General features: G+C 69.8%; 27 protein-coding genes and 1 riboswitch. Of the genes, 9 read left to right on the top strand and 18 right to left on the bottom strand.

What is annotated here, in order from left to right; all coding sequences use genetic code 11:
- Positions 1-12: 12 nt before the first annotated feature.
- Together ACWFRJ_RS22960 and ACWFRJ_RS22955 are read right to left on the bottom strand one after the other, a co-directional pair.
- Positions 13-300: a type II toxin-antitoxin system Phd/YefM family antitoxin gene (locus ACWFRJ_RS22960; protein WP_453533839.1), complete on the bottom strand. Its 288-nt coding sequence runs from the start codon at positions 298-300 to the stop codon at positions 13-15.
- Positions 301-396: 96 nt separating this feature from the next.
- Entirely contained in the window at positions 397-723 is a 327-nt protein-coding gene (locus ACWFRJ_RS22955; protein ID WP_453533836.1) for a MarR family transcriptional regulator, read from the bottom strand.
- A gap of 133 nt (positions 724-856) precedes the next feature.
- Here ACWFRJ_RS22955 and ACWFRJ_RS22950 point away from each other — a divergent pair, with 133 nt between their 5' ends.
- Positions 857-1258: an ANTAR domain-containing protein gene (locus ACWFRJ_RS22950; RefSeq protein WP_453533833.1), complete on the top strand. Its 402-nt coding sequence runs from the start codon at positions 857-859 to the stop codon at positions 1256-1258.
- Positions 1259-1372: 114 nt separating this feature from the next.
- Entirely contained in the window at positions 1373-1642 is a 270-nt protein-coding gene (locus ACWFRJ_RS22945; protein WP_453533830.1) for a WhiB family transcriptional regulator, read from the top strand.
- A 238-nt stretch (positions 1643-1880) separates the two neighbouring features.
- Here ACWFRJ_RS22945 and ACWFRJ_RS22940 read toward each other — a convergent pair whose 3' ends face one another.
- The 13 genes from ACWFRJ_RS22940 to ACWFRJ_RS22880 form a co-directional block, all read right to left on the bottom strand.
- Positions 1881-2891: a Ppx/GppA phosphatase family protein gene (locus ACWFRJ_RS22940; protein ID WP_453533827.1), complete on the bottom strand. Its 1011-nt coding sequence runs from the start codon at positions 2889-2891 to the stop codon at positions 1881-1883.
- 114 nt (positions 2892-3005) lie between these two features.
- Positions 3006-3299 carry a gas vesicle protein K gene (locus ACWFRJ_RS22935; protein ID WP_453533824.1) on the bottom strand — a complete coding sequence of 98 codons (294 nt, stop codon included), beginning with the start codon at positions 3297-3299 and terminating at the stop codon, positions 3006-3008.
- Positions 3296-3484: a gas vesicle protein gene (locus tag ACWFRJ_RS22930; RefSeq protein WP_160509195.1), complete on the bottom strand. Its 189-nt coding sequence runs from the start codon at positions 3482-3484 to the stop codon at positions 3296-3298. Before ACWFRJ_RS22930 ends, ACWFRJ_RS22935 begins: the two co-directional genes overlap by 4 nt.
- Positions 3481-4293, bottom strand: coding sequence for a GvpL/GvpF family gas vesicle protein (locus tag ACWFRJ_RS22925; RefSeq protein ID WP_453533820.1), 813 nt, complete (start codon positions 4291-4293; stop codon positions 3481-3483). Before ACWFRJ_RS22925 ends, ACWFRJ_RS22930 begins: the two co-directional genes overlap by 4 nt.
- Complete coding sequence (locus ACWFRJ_RS22920) at positions 4290-4682, bottom strand: gas vesicle protein (protein WP_453533817.1); 393 nt, start codon at positions 4680-4682, stop codon at positions 4290-4292. The genes ACWFRJ_RS22925 and ACWFRJ_RS22920 overlap by 4 nt, the downstream gene beginning before the upstream one ends.
- Positions 4679-5779 carry an SRPBCC family protein gene (locus tag ACWFRJ_RS22915; protein ID WP_453533814.1) on the bottom strand — a complete coding sequence of 367 codons (1101 nt, stop codon included), beginning with the start codon at positions 5777-5779 and terminating at the stop codon, positions 4679-4681. The genes ACWFRJ_RS22920 and ACWFRJ_RS22915 overlap by 4 nt, the downstream gene beginning before the upstream one ends.
- The gene (locus ACWFRJ_RS22910; protein WP_453533812.1) at positions 5772-6425 is read right to left on the bottom strand and encodes a DNA primase; all 654 of its coding nucleotides are present in this window, start codon (positions 6423-6425) and stop codon (positions 5772-5774) included. The genes ACWFRJ_RS22915 and ACWFRJ_RS22910 overlap by 8 nt, the downstream gene beginning before the upstream one ends.
- A complete protein-coding gene (locus ACWFRJ_RS22905) occupies positions 6425-6685 on the bottom strand; it encodes a gas vesicle protein GvpG (RefSeq protein WP_453533809.1) in 261 nt (86 codons plus the stop codon). Before ACWFRJ_RS22905 ends, ACWFRJ_RS22910 begins: the two co-directional genes overlap by 1 nt.
- Positions 6686-6689: 4 nt before the next feature.
- Entirely contained in the window at positions 6690-7469 is a 780-nt protein-coding gene (locus ACWFRJ_RS22900) for a GvpL/GvpF family gas vesicle protein (protein WP_453533806.1), read from the bottom strand.
- Positions 7466-7891 (bottom strand): gas vesicle structural protein GvpA, encoded by a 426-nt coding sequence (locus tag ACWFRJ_RS22895; protein WP_383272216.1) that lies wholly within the window; start codon positions 7889-7891, stop codon positions 7466-7468. Before ACWFRJ_RS22895 ends, ACWFRJ_RS22900 begins: the two co-directional genes overlap by 4 nt.
- A gap of 109 nt (positions 7892-8000) precedes the next feature.
- Entirely contained in the window at positions 8001-8405 is a 405-nt protein-coding gene (locus tag ACWFRJ_RS22890) for a gas vesicle protein GvpO (RefSeq protein WP_453533802.1), read from the bottom strand.
- A gap of 69 nt (positions 8406-8474) precedes the next feature.
- Entirely contained in the window at positions 8475-8906 is a 432-nt protein-coding gene (locus ACWFRJ_RS22885; RefSeq protein ID WP_453533799.1) for a phage holin family protein, read from the bottom strand.
- Positions 8848-10380, bottom strand: a complete 1533-nt coding sequence (locus ACWFRJ_RS22880) for an amidase (protein ID WP_453533796.1) — start codon at positions 10378-10380, stop codon at positions 8848-8850. Before ACWFRJ_RS22880 ends, ACWFRJ_RS22885 begins: the two co-directional genes overlap by 59 nt.
- A 243-nt stretch (positions 10381-10623) precedes the next feature.
- On the opposite strand from ACWFRJ_RS22880, the gene ACWFRJ_RS22875 reads away from it, so the two are divergent.
- The 4 genes from ACWFRJ_RS22875 to ACWFRJ_RS22860 all read left to right on the top strand — a co-directional run bounded on the left by ACWFRJ_RS22875 (position 10624) and on the right by ACWFRJ_RS22860 (position 13302).
- On the top strand, positions 10624-11259 hold the full coding sequence (locus ACWFRJ_RS22875; protein ID WP_453533793.1) for an ATP-dependent Clp protease proteolytic subunit: 636 nt from the start codon (positions 10624-10626) through the stop codon (positions 11257-11259).
- A 7-nt stretch (positions 11260-11266) separates the two neighbouring features.
- The gene (locus tag ACWFRJ_RS22870) at positions 11267-11575 is read left to right on the top strand and encodes a hypothetical protein (RefSeq protein WP_383272226.1); all 309 of its coding nucleotides are present in this window, start codon (positions 11267-11269) and stop codon (positions 11573-11575) included.
- Between the two features lie 363 nt (positions 11576-11938).
- Positions 11939-12102, top strand: a riboswitch (cyclic di-AMP (ydaO/yuaA leader).
- Between the two features lie 3 nt (positions 12103-12105).
- On the top strand, positions 12106-12579 hold the full coding sequence (locus ACWFRJ_RS22865; RefSeq protein WP_453533789.1) for a C40 family peptidase: 474 nt from the start codon (positions 12106-12108) through the stop codon (positions 12577-12579).
- A 162-nt stretch (positions 12580-12741) separates the two neighbouring features.
- Positions 12742-13302, top strand: coding sequence for a DUF6328 family protein (locus tag ACWFRJ_RS22860; RefSeq protein ID WP_453533786.1), 561 nt, complete (start codon positions 12742-12744; stop codon positions 13300-13302).
- On the opposite strand, the gene ACWFRJ_RS22855 is transcribed toward ACWFRJ_RS22860, so the two are convergent.
- Complete coding sequence (locus ACWFRJ_RS22855) at positions 13277-13909, bottom strand: LysE family translocator (protein ID WP_453533783.1); 633 nt, start codon at positions 13907-13909, stop codon at positions 13277-13279. The two genes, ACWFRJ_RS22860 and ACWFRJ_RS22855, sit on opposite strands and share 26 nt — an antisense overlap.
- A 141-nt stretch (positions 13910-14050) precedes the next feature.
- Here ACWFRJ_RS22855 and ACWFRJ_RS22850 point away from each other — a divergent pair, with 141 nt between their 5' ends.
- Complete coding sequence (locus ACWFRJ_RS22850) at positions 14051-14962, top strand: LysR family transcriptional regulator (protein WP_453533780.1); 912 nt, start codon at positions 14051-14053, stop codon at positions 14960-14962.
- Between the two features lie 11 nt (positions 14963-14973).
- On the opposite strand, the gene ACWFRJ_RS22845 is transcribed toward ACWFRJ_RS22850, so the two are convergent.
- On the bottom strand, positions 14974-15450 hold the full coding sequence (locus ACWFRJ_RS22845) for an ATP-binding protein (RefSeq protein ID WP_453533778.1): 477 nt from the start codon (positions 15448-15450) through the stop codon (positions 14974-14976).
- Between the two features lie 281 nt (positions 15451-15731).
- On the opposite strand from ACWFRJ_RS22845, the gene ACWFRJ_RS22840 reads away from it, so the two are divergent.
- Together ACWFRJ_RS22840 and ACWFRJ_RS22835 are read left to right on the top strand one after the other, a co-directional pair.
- Positions 15732-16592 (top strand): helix-turn-helix domain-containing protein, encoded by an 861-nt coding sequence (locus tag ACWFRJ_RS22840; RefSeq protein WP_453533775.1) that lies wholly within the window; start codon positions 15732-15734, stop codon positions 16590-16592.
- 9 nt (positions 16593-16601) lie between these two features.
- Positions 16602-16826, top strand: a complete 225-nt coding sequence (locus ACWFRJ_RS22835) for a DUF397 domain-containing protein (RefSeq protein WP_453533772.1) — start codon at positions 16602-16604, stop codon at positions 16824-16826.
- A 26-nt stretch (positions 16827-16852) separates the two neighbouring features.
- On the opposite strand, the gene ACWFRJ_RS22830 is transcribed toward ACWFRJ_RS22835, so the two are convergent.
- Positions 16853-17995, bottom strand: coding sequence for an 8-amino-7-oxononanoate synthase (locus tag ACWFRJ_RS22830; protein ID WP_453533769.1), 1143 nt, complete (start codon positions 17993-17995; stop codon positions 16853-16855).
- Positions 17996-18113 lie beyond the last annotated feature (118 nt).

Below are 18113 nucleotides of genomic sequence, written 5' to 3'. Positions count from 1 at the left end.
ATATCCTTACGGCTACGTCGCGTTGGGGCCCCGATGTTCGGCGGCGATACCGAAGCGCTGCCGTTCACCCGCGCCGGACGGCGGGGCGGCGGTCGAGCGCAGCGACGAGACGGAGCTGACCACCTGCTCCTCGTCGGCCTTGGGCAACTGCTCGAGTCGCTCCAGGTCGGCGGCGGACACAAGGGCCACAAGTGGCTTGCCATGCCGGGTGACAACCACCCGCTCATCGCCGTAGACGACGCGGTTGATCAGGTCGGCGAGCTCTGCTCGGGCTTGCGTCACCGGAATCTCGTAGGCCATGTTCCCCAGCTTAACCGGCACCCGGCACGGCCATCAGGCCCGCGCGGAACGGATTCGCCGCAGGTCAGAGGGGGCGCCGTCCGCATCGGCGGGGTGCTACCGCCTTGGACCGTCGCCGTTGTCGGCGTCGTGCTGGGCAAGGAGCGTGAGGAGTTCCGCGACGGCGAGACCTGATTCGGCGGGGTGACGCAGGATGGTCCCCGCTTCAATGCGATACGTATTGGAACGGCCCTGCCGCGTGTGGGAGAGATAGCCACCCCCCTCCAGATCGGCGACGATCTTCTGCACGGCCCGCTCGGTGAGCCGACAGCGGGCGGCGATGTCCCGGATGCGGGTGGCAGGGTCGTCGGCGATCGCGGCGAGGACACGGGCGTGGTTGGTGAGGAACGTCCAACCGCTGTGTGGTTCAGGTACTTCACCCATCGCTCCAAGATAGGGCGTTTGATTCACGCATTCAAAAGGACGAACTACATTTCCGGTATCTCTTGACGGGTGAACCTCGGCGGGCCGACTCTGGGTGAGGTGACGACGCACGGACGCCTACGGAGCTGCCGCCATGACAGAACGTGCACTTCCCGCGCAGCTCGCGCAGGACAGCGAGGCCGCTCCGGACGGCGAACCCGCTCCGGACGGCGCAGTCGAGCAGGACCCGGGCGTCCGAGCGGGGCAGGACCCCGGCGCCGAACTCTGTCAGCTGCGGCGGGCCATGCAGACGCGGCCCGTCATCGACATGGCGCGCGGAGTCCTGATGGCCTCCTTCGGTCTGAGCGCCGAGGACGCATGGGATGTCCTGGTCTCCGTCTCCCAGAACACGAACACCAAGCTGCATCTCGTGGCCGATGAGCTGGTCAGCGCCGCCGCGGGTGGGGAGATCCCGAAGCCGTACCGGCGGCAACTGGCCGCGACCGTCGCCCGGCTCCACGGGCCTCCGACGGCACCTGGCACCGACGAGGGATGAGAGAGGTGGGATGGGCCCGGCACAACACCGAACCCTTCCTTCTCCCGGCGCTCTTCGGTTTCCGTCCGCGTGGCGGGGGCACCCGTGTCAACTCCACCCCGAAGGGAGGCGTTGATGGAGTGGGTACACCGCGCGCTCTGCGCGCGCGAGGACCCCGAGTTGTTCTTTCCCGTCAGCGCGGCGGGACCCGCGCTGAGCGAGGAGCTGGCCGCCAAACGGATCTGCCTGCGCTGCCCGGTGCTCCGGCCCTGCCTCACCTGGGCTCTCGACAGCGGTCAGGCGTTCGGAGTCTGGGGCGGAGCCAACGCGGAGGAGCGTGCGGTGCTGCGCCGAAAGGCCGACAGCCCCGCACGCGCACACCTCAGTTCCGCGGAGCCGCGGTAGCCCCGCGGGGTCACGGTGGTGCCGCGGGGCCGCGCATCTGCTCCGCAGGGTCGGTCGCGAGGGTTCCGTGGGACCGCGCCTGTGTTACGCAGGGCAGCGAGAGCCCCGTGGAGCCGCACCTCTTTCGCAGGGTGGCGACAATTCCGTGGAGCCGCGCCCCCGTTCCGCAGGGTGGCGACAATTCCGTAGAGCCGCGCCCCTGTTCCGCAGGGTGGCGACAATTCCGTAGAGCCGCGGCTCAGCTCTGCAGAGCCGCGATCCGTAGCGCCACCGGTCGCGCGACCGGTGGCGCCATCTCCTCCCGCGCGCTCGCCTCCGCCCACCACGCCCCGCCGTCCTCCATGTGCCGCAGCAGGACGCCCTCACGGATGGCCCAGGGGCAGATGGTGACCGCCTTGACGCCCGTCAGCTTCATCGCCGTGTGCCCCACGATCGCCCCGGCCAGGCTCTGCACGGCCCGTGGCGCCGAGACCCCCGGCAGCCCGGCCCGTTCGGCCGCCGGTAGTTTGGCGAGCCGGTCGCGGCACTCCCGCAGGTCCGCACGGGTCAACTGACGTGCCATGAAGGGCCCGTGACGACCGGGCGCCGCACCTCCGAGTCGCGCCAGCTGCTGGAACGTCCGTGATGTCGCCACCGCGGTGCGCGGACCCTCCCAGCGGATCCGTGCGGCGACGTCCCGCAGCTGGTGGCGCACCTTGCGCCGCAGCTCCTTCACGCTCTGCTCGCTCGGCGGGTCCTCGCCCTCGAAGAACTCCCGGCTCAACCGGCGCGCGCCGAGGGGCAGCGAGGCCACGTAGTCCGGCAGCCGCCCGCGCCCGAAGGCCACCTCGAGCGAACCGCCGCCGATGTCGAAGAGCGCGAGCGGTCCGGCCCGCCAGCCCATCCACCGGCGGGCGCCGAGGAAGGTGAGCTCGGCCTCCACCTCTCCGGGCAGCGTGCACAGCCGTACGCCGGTCTCCTCGCCCACGGTCCGCAGGACCTCAAGACGGTTGGGCGCGCTGCGTACGACCGTCGTGGCGAAGGCCAGTGGCTCAGCCGATCCCCACCGCCGGGCGGTCTTGGCGGCGTCCGTGACCGCCGTGACGAGCCGTCCCACGGATTCCTCGGGGATCACCCCGCTCGGCCCGACCTCCTCGGAGAGTCTCACCTTCCACTTGGCGGTGTGGACCGGCAAGGGCACACCGCCCTCGGCGTCCACGACGACCAGCCGGACGGCGTTGGCGCCCACATCCATCACACTCATTCGCATGTGACTCTGAGTACCCATTTGGCCACAGGTCAGTCACCGAGCCACTCACCACAGCCCCCCCCTGGAAGGCGGTGACCGACGCGGGCGGCGAGCCCGTCCTCGTGGCTCGTCCTGCTACTCCCTCGGAAGCAGCGGTCCCAACGGCCCGAGGTCCAGGTTCAGGTCCTCGGGCCGCAGGCCGTAGCGCTCGCGCAGTTCGGCCATACGGTCGTCGAGGAGCATCAGCGTGAGCCCGATGCGCTCCTCCTGGTCCTCGTCGAGTTCCCCGGTGTCGAAGCGGCGCACGGCCTGCCGCTCCATGAGCTGACGCAGCAGCTCCACGACGGTCAGGACGAGTTTGATCAGGTCGCGTTCCACCGTGTCCGGTTCGAGTTCGAGACGGTTCTTCCCCGCCGCCCGCTCGCTCACAGCAACTCCTCGAAGGGGGAGGGGACTTGCTCGTTCACCGAGCTGATGAGTGCGTTCAGGTCGATACGGACCAGATCGACGTCCGCGATGCGCAAGGTGAGGTCCCCGGTGATGACGACCCCGCCCGCGAGCAACCGGTCGAGCAGGTCGACCAGGGCGACCTCCCGGCGTTCGACGACGGTCACAGTCCCGCCTCCCCCGTCGCGCCGTCCGCCCTGCCGTCCGTCGCGCCGTCCTCGTCGGCCTCCAGACCCGCGAAGGAGTACCCGGCCCACGGCCCGGTGAGTTCCACGCGCAGGCCCGGCTCCTGGCCCTTCGCACCTTGTACCAGTTCCACGAAGGCCTCCGAGTCCGAACGCGACACCAGATAAGCCGCGTTGAGTACGTTGCGGCCCGATTCCCGCGAGAGAGCGGAGTTCTGAGGCGCGTGCAGTCGCGCGTCCTCCGCGCGCCCGCAGAGCATGTCGTGCAACTCGCGCGCGAACTTCTCGGCGCTCTCCCACATCTCTTCATGAGCCCTGTTGTGCTGTCGGCGCTGGCGCAGGTAATCCCGCCCCGTAGCGGCCTTCGCCGGCTCCTCGGCCGGGCGGGCCGCCTCGGCGTCGGAATGGATCTTGACGCCCCACTCCACACGGCCGTCGAGCCGGTCGAGCGTCCGGTGGAACGCGTCCTCCCGCTCCTCCATCATCGCGCGCACACCAGCGTCGTCACGGAACACGGTGGCGAGTCGCAGCGGCAGCGGAGTGGTGACCACGGTGAGTGCGTCGATCACGGCCTGGTGGGCGCGCGCGGTCGCGCTCAGCCAGTCCAGGTCCTCCAGATGGCGCCGGAGCGGCTCTTCCGCGAAGTCCCGCTCCGGCACGGTACCGACCACGGCGATCAGGCCGTGGTGCGCCAGCCGACCGGGGGGCGCGCCGTCCACCCCGGTCACCTGGGTCTGGAGCGCCGCGTCGAAGGAGCGGCAGATGGCGTAGACGTACCGCAGTCCGCTCATGCGCTTCCTTCCGTCTTGCCTTGCTCCGTCTTGCCTTGCTCCACCTTGCGTCGCGCCGGCTTCCGTCGCTCAGACCTGCCTTGCTCCAGCTGCTCGAGCTCGGCGACATGGGCACGCAACTCTGCGTTCTCACGCGTGAGTTCCTTGCTGTGCGCGCGGGAGGACAGCTCGGGGTCGTCCTCCCACCAGTCGATCCCCATCTCCTTCGCCTTGTCGACGGAGCAGACGATGAGCCGCAGCTTGATGGTGAGCAGTTCGATGTCGAGCAGGTTGATCCTGATGTCACCCGCGATCACGATGCCCTTGTCGAGCACTCTCTCCAGGATGTCGGCGAGATTCGCGCCGCCGCCCTGCCCGTACGGCTCGGGCATCCGGCTGGGCATCGTCATCGGCGACGCCCACTCACCGCGGGCTCTTCGTCGTACGTCGCCTCGTCCTCTTCAGCCTCGTCTTCCTCGTACCTCGGCTCGTCCTCGCCCTCCTCGTCCTCCTCCTCGTCCTCGTAGGACTCCTCAGGCTCCTCGGACTCCTCGGACTCCTCGGGCTGTTCCTCGTCGTCGCTCTCGTACTCGTCCTCGGCGACCTCCTCCGATTCGCCCGCCTCGCTCTCCTCGCCCTGCTCCTCTTCGAGCGCGTCCTCATGGCTCTGGACGACCTCGCCGTCGCGGATCTCGCCGCGCCAGCCGTCCTCCGCCTCACCCTTGATGGTGATGAACCGTGCGAAGTTCTTCAGGTCGAGCCGTGCCCGGCGGCCCTGCGCGCGCCAGATGTTGCCGGTCTTCTCGAAGAGCCCCTTCGGGTAGTACTCCAGGACCAGCAGGACGCGCGTGAGGTTCTCGGCAAGCGAGTGGAAGGAGACGACGCCCTTCGTCGTGCCCTTCGCGCCCTCCGAGGTCCAGGCGATCCGGTCGTCCGCCACCTGTTCGGTGGTGTGGGCCTTCCAACTCCGGTTGGACCAGAAGACCTTGGCCTGCCAGTCGGAGGTGGTGTCGTCGGCGCGGTTCGCGCTCTTGACGCCCTTGGCGAAGGTGCTGAACTCCTGATACTGGGTCCACTGGTCGTACGCCGTGCGCAGCGGCACGCCGACGTCCACGAACTCCATGATGACCGTCGGCTTCTTGCCGGCTCCGCCCTTGCGGCGGCCCTTGCCTCCGGTCATGTTCTTGAAGGCGCCGATCACACTGTCCTTGGCCCTGCCTGCGCCGACCTCCAGAGCGGAACGCAGCGGGCCCTTGCCCTCGGCCATTTTGCGTCCGCCGTCGAGGGCGAGCTTGGCGAAGCCCGGGCTGTTGCCCTCGGCTATGTCGTTGAGCTTGCCCGTCGTCTCGCCGAGCTTGTGGCCCACGCCGACCAGCAGACGCTGGGCCTGGGCCCCGAGATACTCCTGGACCTCCGACTTGAGCCGGTCGGCGGCTTCGCTCTGCGCGATGCCGGCGAGCGGATTCTCCTTCGCCCCGTTCTTCGCGGACTTCAGGGTGTCACTCATCACGACCGCCCTCCTTCGGCACCCGGGCTCCGGTGGCGCGGCGCGCGGATGTCTTCGCCGCGGGCCTTGCCGGAGCCTTCTTCGCCGTCTTCCTGGCCGGGCTCTTCTGGGCCGCTGCCGTACGGGCGGGACTCTTCTTGGCCGGCGCCTTCTTGGGGGCGGCCCTCTGCTCGGGCGCCTTCTTCCTCGGCCGGGGCTTCTCCTCGCGCTCCTCGCGCTCCTCAGGTTCCGCGGACTCCTCGGGCTCCTCGGACTCCGAGGACTCCTCGTAGGCGTCGTCCGGCTCGTCGGCCTCGTCCTTGCCGCCTCGCCCCGGTATGTCCGGTGTCACGCCCGCTAGTTGGTCCCGCACATCCGCCGTACGTCCGTGCAGTCGGTCGGCGAGACCCGAGATCTGCCGCTCGACCAGCGCTCCGGACGCGGCCTTGCCGACCCCGCGCAGATCCCCGCGCAGCTGGTCGCCGATCTCCTTGAACTGCGGGTTGTTCTGCAGCTGTTGGGACAGCAGGTCCCCAAGGGCACGGGGGCTGAGGTTCATCCGCTTACCGGCCACCATGGTGCCGACAGCGAACGCCAGCTTCATTTTCTTCGTACGTCCGAGGACGTAACCGGCCCCTATGGCGAGGCCCAATCCAACTCGATTCATCATGTGGTCCCGTGGTCAGTACCCGCGCCGCTGCGCAGGCCAATTTCCAGGCGGTCGAGCAACTCGTCCTCCTGGCGGTCGAATTCCTCCTCACCGATCTCCCCCGACTCGAGCCGCTGCTCGAGAAGGGCGAGTTCGGAGCGGACGGTGGCCGGGTCGTAGTAGAGGCGCTCGGCCTCGGCGAGTACCTGGTTCACCGCCCAGAGGCCGCCGCGCACAGGTGCGAACGGCAGCATCAGCACTTCGCCGATCAGTCCCATGCGCTTACTCCCGGCCGCTCTGCGAGCCCATGGCCTCCGGGGTGGCCCCCGCGGGTTCGGAGGGCCCTGGCTCCACGAAGCTGTAGGGCGGCAGCGGGCCGTTGACGCGCAGTTCGACGTGCGGGTGGCTCTTGCGGGCTTCCTCGACGGCGTCGAGGAACGCCCCGGCCGCATCGCGCTCGACCAGGAGCGAGAGGTTGGCCAGCCATCCCGTGGACTCGGGGCCCACACTGACGGCGTATGCCGTCGGCTCCAGGATCCGGTGCAGCTCCAACGCGTCCTCGGCCTCCCGGCTCTGGAGCGCGGCCACCACCATCTCGCCGAGTTGCAGCTTCTGCTCGTAACTGCCGCCGCCCGCCTGCCGATTGACCTCGGCAAGCGCCTGCACCTCGGGGTTGTCGGCCATCACGCGGTGCAGGGCCGCCTGCTCGTCGTGGCTGGCCTTGACGTTGTACTCGACCTTGCCCGCCAGTGTCGTGAGCCGCTCGCGGTAGTGCTCGGCGCGTTCCGCGAGCACGCTCGCGACAGCCGTGTCGTCCGGGGCGACGTTGCCGAACCGCATGGGAAGGACCGGACCTGCCGCGCCCGTCTCGTTCAGCACGTTCTGGTGGGCCAGCAGGTCGTTGCGCTTGGCGCGCAGCCCCTCGGGCGCATCGCTGACGATGGCCGCGAGGTCACCTTCCTGGATGATGCGCACGGGGCGCGCCGGCTTTCCCACGCCGCCCATGCCCTCGGGGAGCGAAGGATGCGTGCTGGCGGCGATGCCGTAGACGTACGTACTCATTCCTGCTCCTCCTTCCGGCGCGCGGACGTGCTCTTGCGTGCGCGCGGGCGGGGCTCCGACTGACCCTCTTCACGGGACTGCTTGAACGCGTCGGAGATGGTCTCGGCGGCACCGGACAGGGCGCCCTTGGACTTGCCGCGCGCACCGGATTCGGTCATCTCGCCCACGAGGTCGGGGAGTCCGGGGCTCTTGTGCGGACCCGCCTCCAGGTCGAGGCGGTTGCACGCCTCGGCGAAGCGCAGATAGGTGTCGACGCTGGCGACCACCACACGCACATCGATCTTCAGGATCTCGATGCCGACGATCGAGACACGCACGAAGGCATCGATGACCAGCCCGCGGTCGAGGACGAGTTCCAGGACGTCGTAGAGGCCACTGGTGCCTCCCGATCCGCCTCCTTGCTGTGCAGGGACAACGGTCATGCCGACCGACCCTCCTTGTCTGGGAAGTCTGGGAAGTCTGGCGAGAGAGCTGCTCCTCGAAGGGAGCTGCCCTGTGGGGAGAACTGCGGAATTCCGCGCGGCCCGGGCCCTAACGGCCGCCGGGCTTGGGGGAGTCGGCGCGCCCGCGTTCGTAGCGGCGCACGCGCCGGTAGCCCAGGAGCTCGCCCTGTGGGTCGCACTCCACCTGATAGCTCGCGAGGAGACTCATCGTGTCCGGCACCCGGGTGAGTTCCAGGACCTCGATCTCCAACGTCCAGCCGTCATCGGTCTGTTCGAAGGACGACACGGACTCGGCGGCCATCCCGGTGAGCTCGGCGAGCTGGGTGCGCGCCGTGCGCAGCACCTCCATGGGGCCCGGCCGACGGTTCGTCCTGCCGCTCTCCGCGCGCTCGGTCCTGCCGCTTTCCGCACGTTCGGTCGAGTTCGCCGAGTTGTGTGAACTCGGCTTCTGTGAGGTCGATTTCCTCTTTGCTGGGTCTGGCGATGTGTTCAAAATGGCCACCTCTTCTTCACGAGTGGCCCGTAACCCGTTGGCCAAACATCCACAGCGGGTCGCCGCCGCTCACTGGCCCCAACGGTGTGGCACCTCGGGATCCACGGACGGGTCCGTCGCGTCCACGGTCGGCCCGGCAGCGGACGAGGCGTCCGTGGAGGGGCCGTCCGTGGAGAGGCCGGACGTGGAAGGGCGGGTCGTGGAAGGGCGGGCCGCGCCGCGCAGCAGCCAGGCCACGACACCGAGCACCACCGCGGTGATCAGCGCGGCTGCCCAGCCGGGCAGGCCGAGCGCGAGCACGAGGCCGAAGGCGAGCGCCAGCGCGGCACCCGCGTAGAAGCCGACGGCGCCGGCCCCCGCGTACAGCGCGGCTGTTCTGCGCTGTTTGCGTGTCTGCTCTCTCAGTTCATCGCGCACTGCCTCGCGGGCGGCACGCGTCAGTTCATCGACGAGGCCCTTGTCCAGACGGTCCGTTTGGTCCAGGTGCTCCAAGCGATTCATTGCGCCCGAGTACCCGACCGTCCGGACGCGTAACGCCGCGCACCGGCCTGCGCTCGCCGTACCGGGTGGCCCGCTCAAAGGCGTGACCGATCTGCAGGACCCGTAGATCGGCACGGTGCGGCCCGACGATCTGCAGTCCGACCGGCAGTCCACCCGGAGTGAATCCGGCGGGTACCGAAAGCGCCGGGCTGCCGGTCGCCGACACCAGGTACGCCGAGCGCATCCATTCCAGGTAGTCGGACATCGCCACCCCGTCGATCTCGTCCGGGTACTCCAACTCGACGCGAAATGGCAGTACTTGACTGGTCGGCAGAATCAGGGCGTCGTACCGCTCGAAGAACTCCCGGACTCGATGGAACAGTTCGCCGTGCAGCACGGTGGCCCGCTCCAAGTCGCTGCCGGTGAGCGTTCGCCCCTGGAGTACGTTCCGCACCAGGCTTGGCTTCATCCGGTCGGACGCGGTCTCCACGAGCTCGCCGAGCGCCAGGTGGAACTGCCAGGCGCGGAAGGTCCGGAACACCTCGTCGGCGCCGGAGAGATCAGGGCAGGCCTCCTCGACCGAGCACCCGAGGTCGGCGAAGACCGTGACGGCGGGCGCGAACACATCGGTGACCGCGCGGTCGACCGGCACCGCTCCTCCCAGGTCCGGCGACCAGGCGATCCGCAGCCCCGTCAGATCCCGTTCCAACGATCCGCCGAACGCGCTTCCCGGTGTCTCCAGGGCGATCGGCGAGCGCGGGTCGGGACCTGCGACGACGGAGAGCAGCAGGGCCGCGTCCGCCACCGTGCGCGCCATCGGCCCCTGCACGGCCATCGTCGACCACGGGGTGGTGTCCGGCCAGCTCGGCACCCGGCCCGGCGAAGGGCGCAGGCCCACCACGTTGCAGAACGACGCGGGGTTGCGCAGGGAGCCGCCCATGTCGCTGCCGTCGGCCAGAGGGTGCATGCCGCACGCGAGCGCCGCCGCCGCTCCCCCGCTGCTGCCGCCCGCCGACCGCCGGAGGTCGTACGGATTGCGGGTGGCACCGAAGACCGGGTTGAAGGTGTGCGAACCGGCCGCGAACTCGGGCACGTTGGTCTTGCCGACGGTGATCGCCCCGGCGGCGCGGATGCGCTCGACGATCAGCTCGTCGCGGTCCGGGACGTTGTCGGCGAGGAGCGGGGTCCCGTAGGTGGTCCGGATGCCACGGGTGTCGTGCGTGTCCTTGTGCGCGACAGGGAGCCCGTGCAGCGGGCCGAGCGGTTCACCGCGCGCCGTCTGCTCGTCGGCGGCGTACGCCTCGTCGAGCGCGCGCTCCGCCGTGAGGGTCACTACGGCGTTCACGGCGCCGTTGACCTGCTCGATCCGGTCCAGGTGCGCCTGGACGACCTCGCGCGCGGAGAGTTCGCGGTCGCGGATCCGGGCGGCGAGTTCGCGGGCGGTGAGGTGGACGAGCTCAGCGGCATCGGGGGCTCGGTGGGCTTCAGGGCTCATACGACGCTTTCGGTCCGGGGCGGATTTCGGAGTGGTTTTCGGAGCGGTCTTCGGGGCGGTTGGCGGCCGACGTTCGTGGCCGCGTTCTCGGCATGCGCTTTCAGCGAGCGGCTGAAACACGGCGCATCGGTTGACTCCGGCGGATCACACGAACATGCTCCCCACTACGACGTTACGTACGTCCTGTACATTTTTCACAGAAGCCTTGGGGCATAGCCGCCCCCGGCAGAGGAGAGACGTGCCATGAACCGACCGTTCGCCCGCTATGTCCTGCCCGAGTTCACCGAGCGCACCACCACGGGGCAGCGGACCCTCGATCCGTACTCGAAACTGCTCGAGGAACGCATCGTCTTCCTCGGGACGCCCGTCGACGACACCTCCGCCAACGATGTGATGGCGCAGTTCATGCACCTCGAATACCTGGCGCCCGACCGCGACATCTCGCTTTACATCAACTCCCCCGGCGGCTCGTTCAGCGCCATGACGGCGATCTACGACACGATCCAGTTCGTCACCTGCGACGTGGAGACCACCTGCCTGGGCCAGGCCGCATCGGCCGCCGCCGTCCTGCTGGCCGCGGGCACCCCCGGCAAGCGATGCGCGCTGCCGGGCGCCCGGGTCCTCATCCATCAGCCCTCGCTCGCCGAGCCGATCCACGGCCAGGCCACCGACTTGGCGATCCAGGCCGACGAACTCCTGCGCACCCGGGCGCAACTGGAGAGGCTGCTCGTCCAACACACCGGCCGGAGCCCGGAGCTCGTCGCGGCCGACATCGAGCGCGACAAGATCCTGAGCGCCTCCGAGGCGGTCGAGTACGGCCTGGTGGACCGGATCGTCGCGAGCCGCAAGTCATCCCCGCGCACCCCGGACGCGAGGTGAACCACCGGTGTTGCCGCCCGAGCTCCCTCCCCTGCCCGCACTCACCCGAGCCGAGGGCGAGTTGATCGACCGATACCTCGAAGTGGTCGACCTGGTCGGCAGGATCAACCCCGCCCGCGCCTCGGACACCTACGGCGGCCTGCGCGCCGCACAGGCCCTGGTGGGCAGCGCGACCGCCCTGCGGGACGCCCTGACCCTCATGCACCAGCGGGGCGAGAGCGCCGTGCACGCGCCGACGCTGGCCCGAGCGCTCCGTGTGCTGGACGGGGAGCGGCGAGCCGGACGGGTCACCGTGCCGCCCCCGTCGGCATCCTGAGTCCCCGTCACCCCGGCCCTGGCGTCCGAACCGTCCGGGGCAGGACTCAAACGAACCAAACGGGCTACCTCGTTCGGCGTAGACATTCGTAGTCATTCGGGCCGTCCGCGGTTGCGTCAGATGTGTACGCGATGGCCGGAATTACTCGTTCCGGTGCTGGTCGAACGATCGTCGAGTGCCTCGCTCCGCTCCCGAATCAGACCTTGTCCACCTGAATGGTTCAGCCGTGAGGAGCCTCACAAAACGCCGTTTCGGCTCGGAATTCGCACCCTTGTCGGGTCAAGATCCCTTCCGACGACAAGCCCCCGCCACAGCGGCGGGGCGGTCCGGGCGGACGCCGAGTCCTGCCGCCACCCGGATGACCGGTCGACATCGGTGCATCGGCAGGAGTGGAGGACCCAGGCATGACGGGTCGGTCCGGAAGGTCCGGACGCCGACCCTTGGGGTGAAGCCGCACATCGCGGCCGGGCAACTTCGCCAGCCCGAATCCGACAGGTCATCCTTCACAGGCGGCTGACGAAGGGTTGCGCATGACCGCGCTGAAGCATGTTCCGTCGCTGCTCACCAGGGCCGGCTCCGTATCGGTCCTCACGCTCGCCGTCGTAGGCGGCACCCTCGTGGCCCCAGGGCTCACGACGGAAGCAGAGGCAGCGACTCACGGGACCAAAGCGCTCAAGATCGCTGCCTCCAAGAAAGGCTCGCCGTACCGCTGGGGAGCGACGGGGCCGCACAGGTTCGACTGCTCGGGCCTGACGCTCTACTCGTTCAAGCGCGCGGGCAAGAAGCTGCCTCGCACCGCCGCACAGCAGTACAACAAGACCCGCCACGTCTCGGCGTCGAAACGCTCCCGCGGCGACCTGGTCTTCTTCCACTCCGGCCGGAACGTCTACCACGTCGGCATCTACGCCGGGAAGGGCCGGATCTGGCACGCCCCGAAGTCGAACACCGTGGTGCGCCTCGAGAAGATCTGGACGAAGAGCGTCTGGTACGGCAGGGTGCGCTGATCACCCGTCACTGAACGCCGGCTGCCGAGCGGCGGCGGGAGCCTCACGGCTGCCGCCGCCGCTCGGCGGCCCCCGGCCGAGTCTCCGCCCGGCCCCCCGCCCGGCCCTCTGATCGGCGCGTCCACCGGGCGTGGACGGCGTCCACGCGGATACTCGTGCGCCATGGCCGAAAACAACAGTGCTCCCACCGCGGGGGACCCGCCGCCGCGCCACGAGACGAGCTTCGAGCGCGCCGACCGCAACTTCTCCGAGATCCTCCAGGAGCTGCGCGTCACGCAGGCCGGAGTGCAGATCCTCTTCGCGTTCCTGTTGACGCTCGCCTTCACCGAACGCTTCACCTCGCTCGACACGGTGCAGCGCGCCACGTACGTCACCACGCTGCTGCTCGCCGTCCTGTCCGCCGCGCTTTTCACCGCGCCTGCCGCCTTGCACAGGTGGCTGTTCGGGCAGCACTCCAAGCCGCGGATCGTGCGGGTGTCGTCACGCCTCGCCGGTATCGGCATGGTGGTCCTGGTGTTCGCGCTCGCCGGTTCCGTGCTCCTGGTCGTGGACGTGGCGGTGGGCCGCACCGGCGGGATCGTCGCGAGCGCGGGCACCCTTGTGGTGTGCGCGGGCCTCTGGGGCCTGCTTCCCGTCCTGGTGCGGCGCGGCGCGGGCAAGGGCGAGTATGACGACGACTCCGGCGGGTCGGACCGCGTCACGCCATCAGGACGGCCTCGGTGAGGAGCACCAGGCCGAGGACGCTGAGCGCGACACCTGTGCCGCCCTCGATCGCACGGGCCGTACGCGGCCTCCGCAGCCGGCGGCCGAGCCGGTCCACCAGGAGCGCGACGACCGGGAACCATACGAGGGCCAGGGCCACGATGATGGACGCCAGCAGCAGCGTCCTGGGCATCGCGGGGCTGCCCGCGGGCACGAACTGGGGCAGCACGCTGAGGAAGGTGATGGGCGCCTTGGGGTTGAGGGCGTTGGTGAGGAAGCCCTGTCGCAGACTGCCCCCGGCCGCCGCCTCTGCCTCGCCGTCCGGTGTGCCGAAGCTCTCCGGCGGACGCGCCGCCGACCGCAGGGCGCGGTAGCCGAGGTACAGCACGTAGGCCCCGCCCATGACCTGCAGCGCCCGGAAGAGCGTGGGAACCGCCGCCAGGACGGCCGCGACCCCGGCCACCGCGAGCACCGTGTGCACCACGAGCCCGCCCGCGACACCGATCGCGCAGGCGACTCCGGCGCGGCGGGAGGTGAGGGCGTTGCGTACCACCACGGCGAAGTCGGCACCCGGCATGGCGACCATGCCCGCGGCGACTCCGGTGAAGGCGACCAGTTGTGCGTCCATGACCTCAAGGCTGCCGTTCTTCTGCCTTCAGCAGGTATGTGGAATATCCTGGGTCTGCCTTAAGCAGGCGTTTATCCCCCGCGCCGACGGACAGCACCACACGGCCTCACGGCCCGTCGGCTCCTGCACCGGGAGACCTCCATGTACGACCCGACGCGGCTCGCCGCACTGGTGGCGGTCTCCGAGGCCGGGTCGATCACCCGCGCCGCCGAACGACTCGGCTACACCGTGCCCGCCCTCTCCCAGCAGCTGGCCAAGCTCGAGCGGGAGGCGGGCACCTCACTCCTGGTCCGGCATCACCGCGGGGCACGCCTCACCGGCGCGGGCGAACTCCTTCTCGCGCGGGCGCGCCGGGTCCTCGACGAGATGGAGCAGGCCCGGCACGAACTCGCCCGGCTCGCGGGCCTGTCCGGCGGCAGACTGCGCGTGGGGACCTTCACCACCGCCGGGATCCATCTGATGCCGCCCGCGCTCACCGCGTTCCGCCGCGCTCATCCGGACATCGAGCTGATGGTGCGGGACTACGAACCGCCGCTCGGCGTCGCGGCCGTGGCCTCGGGCGAGGTCGACCTGGCCCTCACGCACACCTACGAGCCCGCGGACGCGCTGCCGCTGCCCGCGTCCGTGTCCGTGGAGCCGGTCCTGGTCGAGGAGTTGGTCCTGGTGACCTCGCCGGGCCACGTGCTCGCGAGCGCCTCGTCGCGGCTGCCCCTGAGTGAGCTGGCCGGTCAGCCGCTGATCAGCATGGCGCCGACGCATCCACCCCGGCAGGGCGTGGAGTCCGCGCTCGTCCGGGCCGGGGCGACGCCCTCGGTCCTGGTCGAGACTCCGGGTTACGCGCTGGTGTGCGCGCTGGTGAGCGCCGGGCTCGGGGTCGCCGTCGTACCGGAGATGGTGGCGCGGACGGCGGTCACCCCGGTGGGGGTCAGGCCGCTCGAGCCGGGGAATCTTCGCCGTACGATCTCGGTCGTCCACCGCTCCGACGGGTCGCATCCCGCGGCGGACACCTTCCGGGCGCTGCTCCGGGGAGCCTTCGGACGCACAGCGGGGTGAGGGCGAGAAGCTCAGCGAGGTGAGGGCGAGGGCGAAGCCGAGGGCGCCGCTGTCGTGTCACCGCGGACCGTCGCGGTCCACGGCAGCTCGATCCAGACCGTCTTGCCGCCCTCGGCGGTGGGCGTGACCGACAGTCTGCCGCCGCACTCCATGGTCAGCCAGCGGATGATCACCAGGCCTCGGCCGTTGTCCTGCTGGACGGCGGCGGGCAGCCGCTTGGGGTAGCGGGGGTGGCTGTCCGTGACGCCGATGCGCAGCTGCTCCTCCCGGTCGAGCTCCATCTCCACCGTGAAGGTGGGCGACTGGCCCCGGGTGTGCTGGACGGCGTTCGTGGCGAGTTCGGAGACGATGAGCCGGACCGTGTCGGCCGCTTCCGTGCCGTCCGGGAGGCCCCACTCGGTGAGGACGGTCAACACGTGCTTCCGGGCCGCGGAGACCGAGGCAGGATCGCTCGGCAGGGTGACGGATGCTTCCTGAAGGTCTGCCATGGCGACGCTGTCCCTTTCCCACCGGGGCTCGGCTCCGACTGGTAGCGGAGAACACGAGGACGGTCCCGGAATGGTGCTTTGCGCCAGCCTGCCACTCCTGAGGCACTCACAGGTGGCCATCCACCAAGATGTGCATATATCTGTCGCTCGAAGCGGTGAACTCTGCTACGGAAGACCGTATTTGGGCGCGCCGCCGATGCTTCCTCTACTGTCGCCGGTGAAAAGCCTGGGGAGTCCGGAACAGAGGCTCCGTCGGGCTCCGTCGGGAAGGAGAGACGGACATGCGCTACGGTCCCGCGGTGCGCCGCCGGAAACTCGGTTCCGAGCTCCGTGCGCTGCGCACGCACGCCGGACTCACCAGCGGCCAGGCGGCGGACCGGGTCGGCTGGCATCAGTCGAAGGTCAGCCGGATCGAGACGGGGCGTAGCGGCGCCAAGGCGACCGACGTACACCTGCTGCTCGAGGCGTACGAGGTGAAGGACCCGGGCCTGCGCCAGTTGCTGGTCGCGCTTGCGGGCTCGGAGGACGACGGCGGGCGCCGCCACTGGTGGCACGCCTACCGCGAGCTGCTGCCGCCCGCCTACCGCGACTTCATCAGCCTGGAGTCGCAGGCCTGCCGGGTCCGCACTCTGGAGACCACGGTCGTGCCGGGCCTGCTGCAGACTCCTGACTACGCGCGTGCGGTGACCCGGGCAGCGCTCGACGGAAGGCCGGACGAGCAGGTGGACGCGCTGGTCGAGGTGCGTCTGGCCCGTCAGGACGTGCTGCGCGCGGCTCCTCCGCTGCACCTGAGCGTGATCCTGGACGAGGCGGTGCTGCACAGGCCGGTGGGCGGCAGCCAGGTGCTCGACGGCCAGTTGAAACGGTTACTGGAGGCCTCGCAACTGCCCCACGTGCGGATTCAGGTGTTGCCGTTCGCCGCCGGGGAGCACGTCGGCCTCATTGGCTCTTTCGTTATTTTCTCATTTCCGAACATTTCTGATCTGGATGTGGTGGTTCTCGACCACTTGACGAGTAGCCTCTACCTCGAACGGAGAGAAGACCTCCAGGCGTACACGGATGCCTTCAACTCCCTTCGACGAAAGGCACTTTCACCCGAGGAATCAACGGATCACATCGCCGGGATACGTGACGGCGCGTAAGGGGGCACCATGACTGCACTGCCTCGGCACGTACCTTCCAGCACGTCTCTGCACGACGCACGGTGGCACCGCAGCAGCCGTAGCAACGGCATGAACAACTGCGTGGAGACAGCTCCGCTCGCTTCAGGGCCGAAGCAGGGGCTGCTCGCCGTGCGCGATTCGAAGAACACGGCAGGGCCCGCCCTGCTCTTCTCGCTCGCCACCTGGGAGGCCTTCGTCCACGGCCTCAGGTGACTACCGAGGTCACGGCTTTCAGGTGACTACCGAGGCGCGGTGCGGCTGATCACCCGTACGGCATCGGCGATCTGTGCGCCGGTGAGATCCGCTCGGGCGGTCAGCCGCAGCCGCGAGATGCCGTCGGGCACCGACGGCGGACGGAAACAGCCGACGGCGAGGCCCGCGTCCCGGCAGTCGGCGGCCCATCGCACGGCCGTCTCCGGTGACGGCGCGCGCACGGAGACGACGGCGGCGTCGGGTCGTACCGCCGAGAGACCTTCCGCCGTGAGGCGTTCATGCAGTTCACTCGCGACCGCGCGGGCCCGTGCGGCGCGCTCGGGCTCCCCGCGCAGCAGGCGCAGCGCCGCGAGTGCCGCTCCCGCGGCGGCCGGGGCGAGCCCCGTGTCGAAGATGAAGGTGCGGGCCGCGTTGATCAGGTGGTCGATGACCTTGGCGGGGCCGAGGACCGCGCCGCCCTGGCTGCCGAAGGACTTCGACAGGGTGACCGTGGCCACCGTGTGGGCGGTGCCCGCGAGCCCGGCCGCCTGCGGGGCGCCCCGTCCGCCGTCGCCGAGCACCCCGAGCCCGTGGGCGTCGTCGACGATGAGACCGGCACCGAACTCCGAACAAACGGAAGAAAGTTCGGTCAGTGAAGCAGCGTCGCCGTCGACCGAGAAGACCGTGTCCGACACGACGACCGCGGGACCCGCGTGCCCGTCAAGCGTCTTGCGCACCGCATCAGGGTCGGCGTGCGGCACCACCTGCGTCGTACCGCGCGCGAGGCGGCAGCCGTCGATCAGCGAGGCGTGGTTGCCCGCGTCCGAGACGATCAGCGAGCCGTGCGAAGCGAGGGCGGTGACGGCGGCGAGGTTCGCGGCGTATCCGGAGGAGAGGACGAGGGCTGCCTCGAAGCCGCAGAATTCGGCCAGTTCACGCTCGAGTTCCGTGTGCAGCTCGGTGGTGCCCGTCACCAGGCGGGAGCCGGTCGCTCCGCCGCCCCAGCGCCTGGCCGCGGCCGCCGCGCCCTCCGTGATCTCGGGGTGCCTGGCGAGGCCCAGATAGTCGTTGCTCGCCAGGTCGAGGAGGCCGCCGGCGTCGGCGGGGCGGGGGCGCAGGGTGCGGACGAGTCCGGCCCGGGCGCGCAGGCTCGCCTGCTCGTCGATCCAGTCGAACGGCGAGCTCGCCATGGGAGATCCTCCGGGTCGTCGACACTGGCCGGTTTGTAGACAGTGCACAGACCCTAGCCGTCCGGCCACCGGGCCAGGATGTGGCAATACCCACACCTCTCAGCGTTTCTGTTGTGCG

It is taken from the genome of Streptomyces sp. NPDC055239, assembly GCF_053606205.1.
This window is presented reverse-complemented; position numbering and strand designations above follow the sequence as displayed.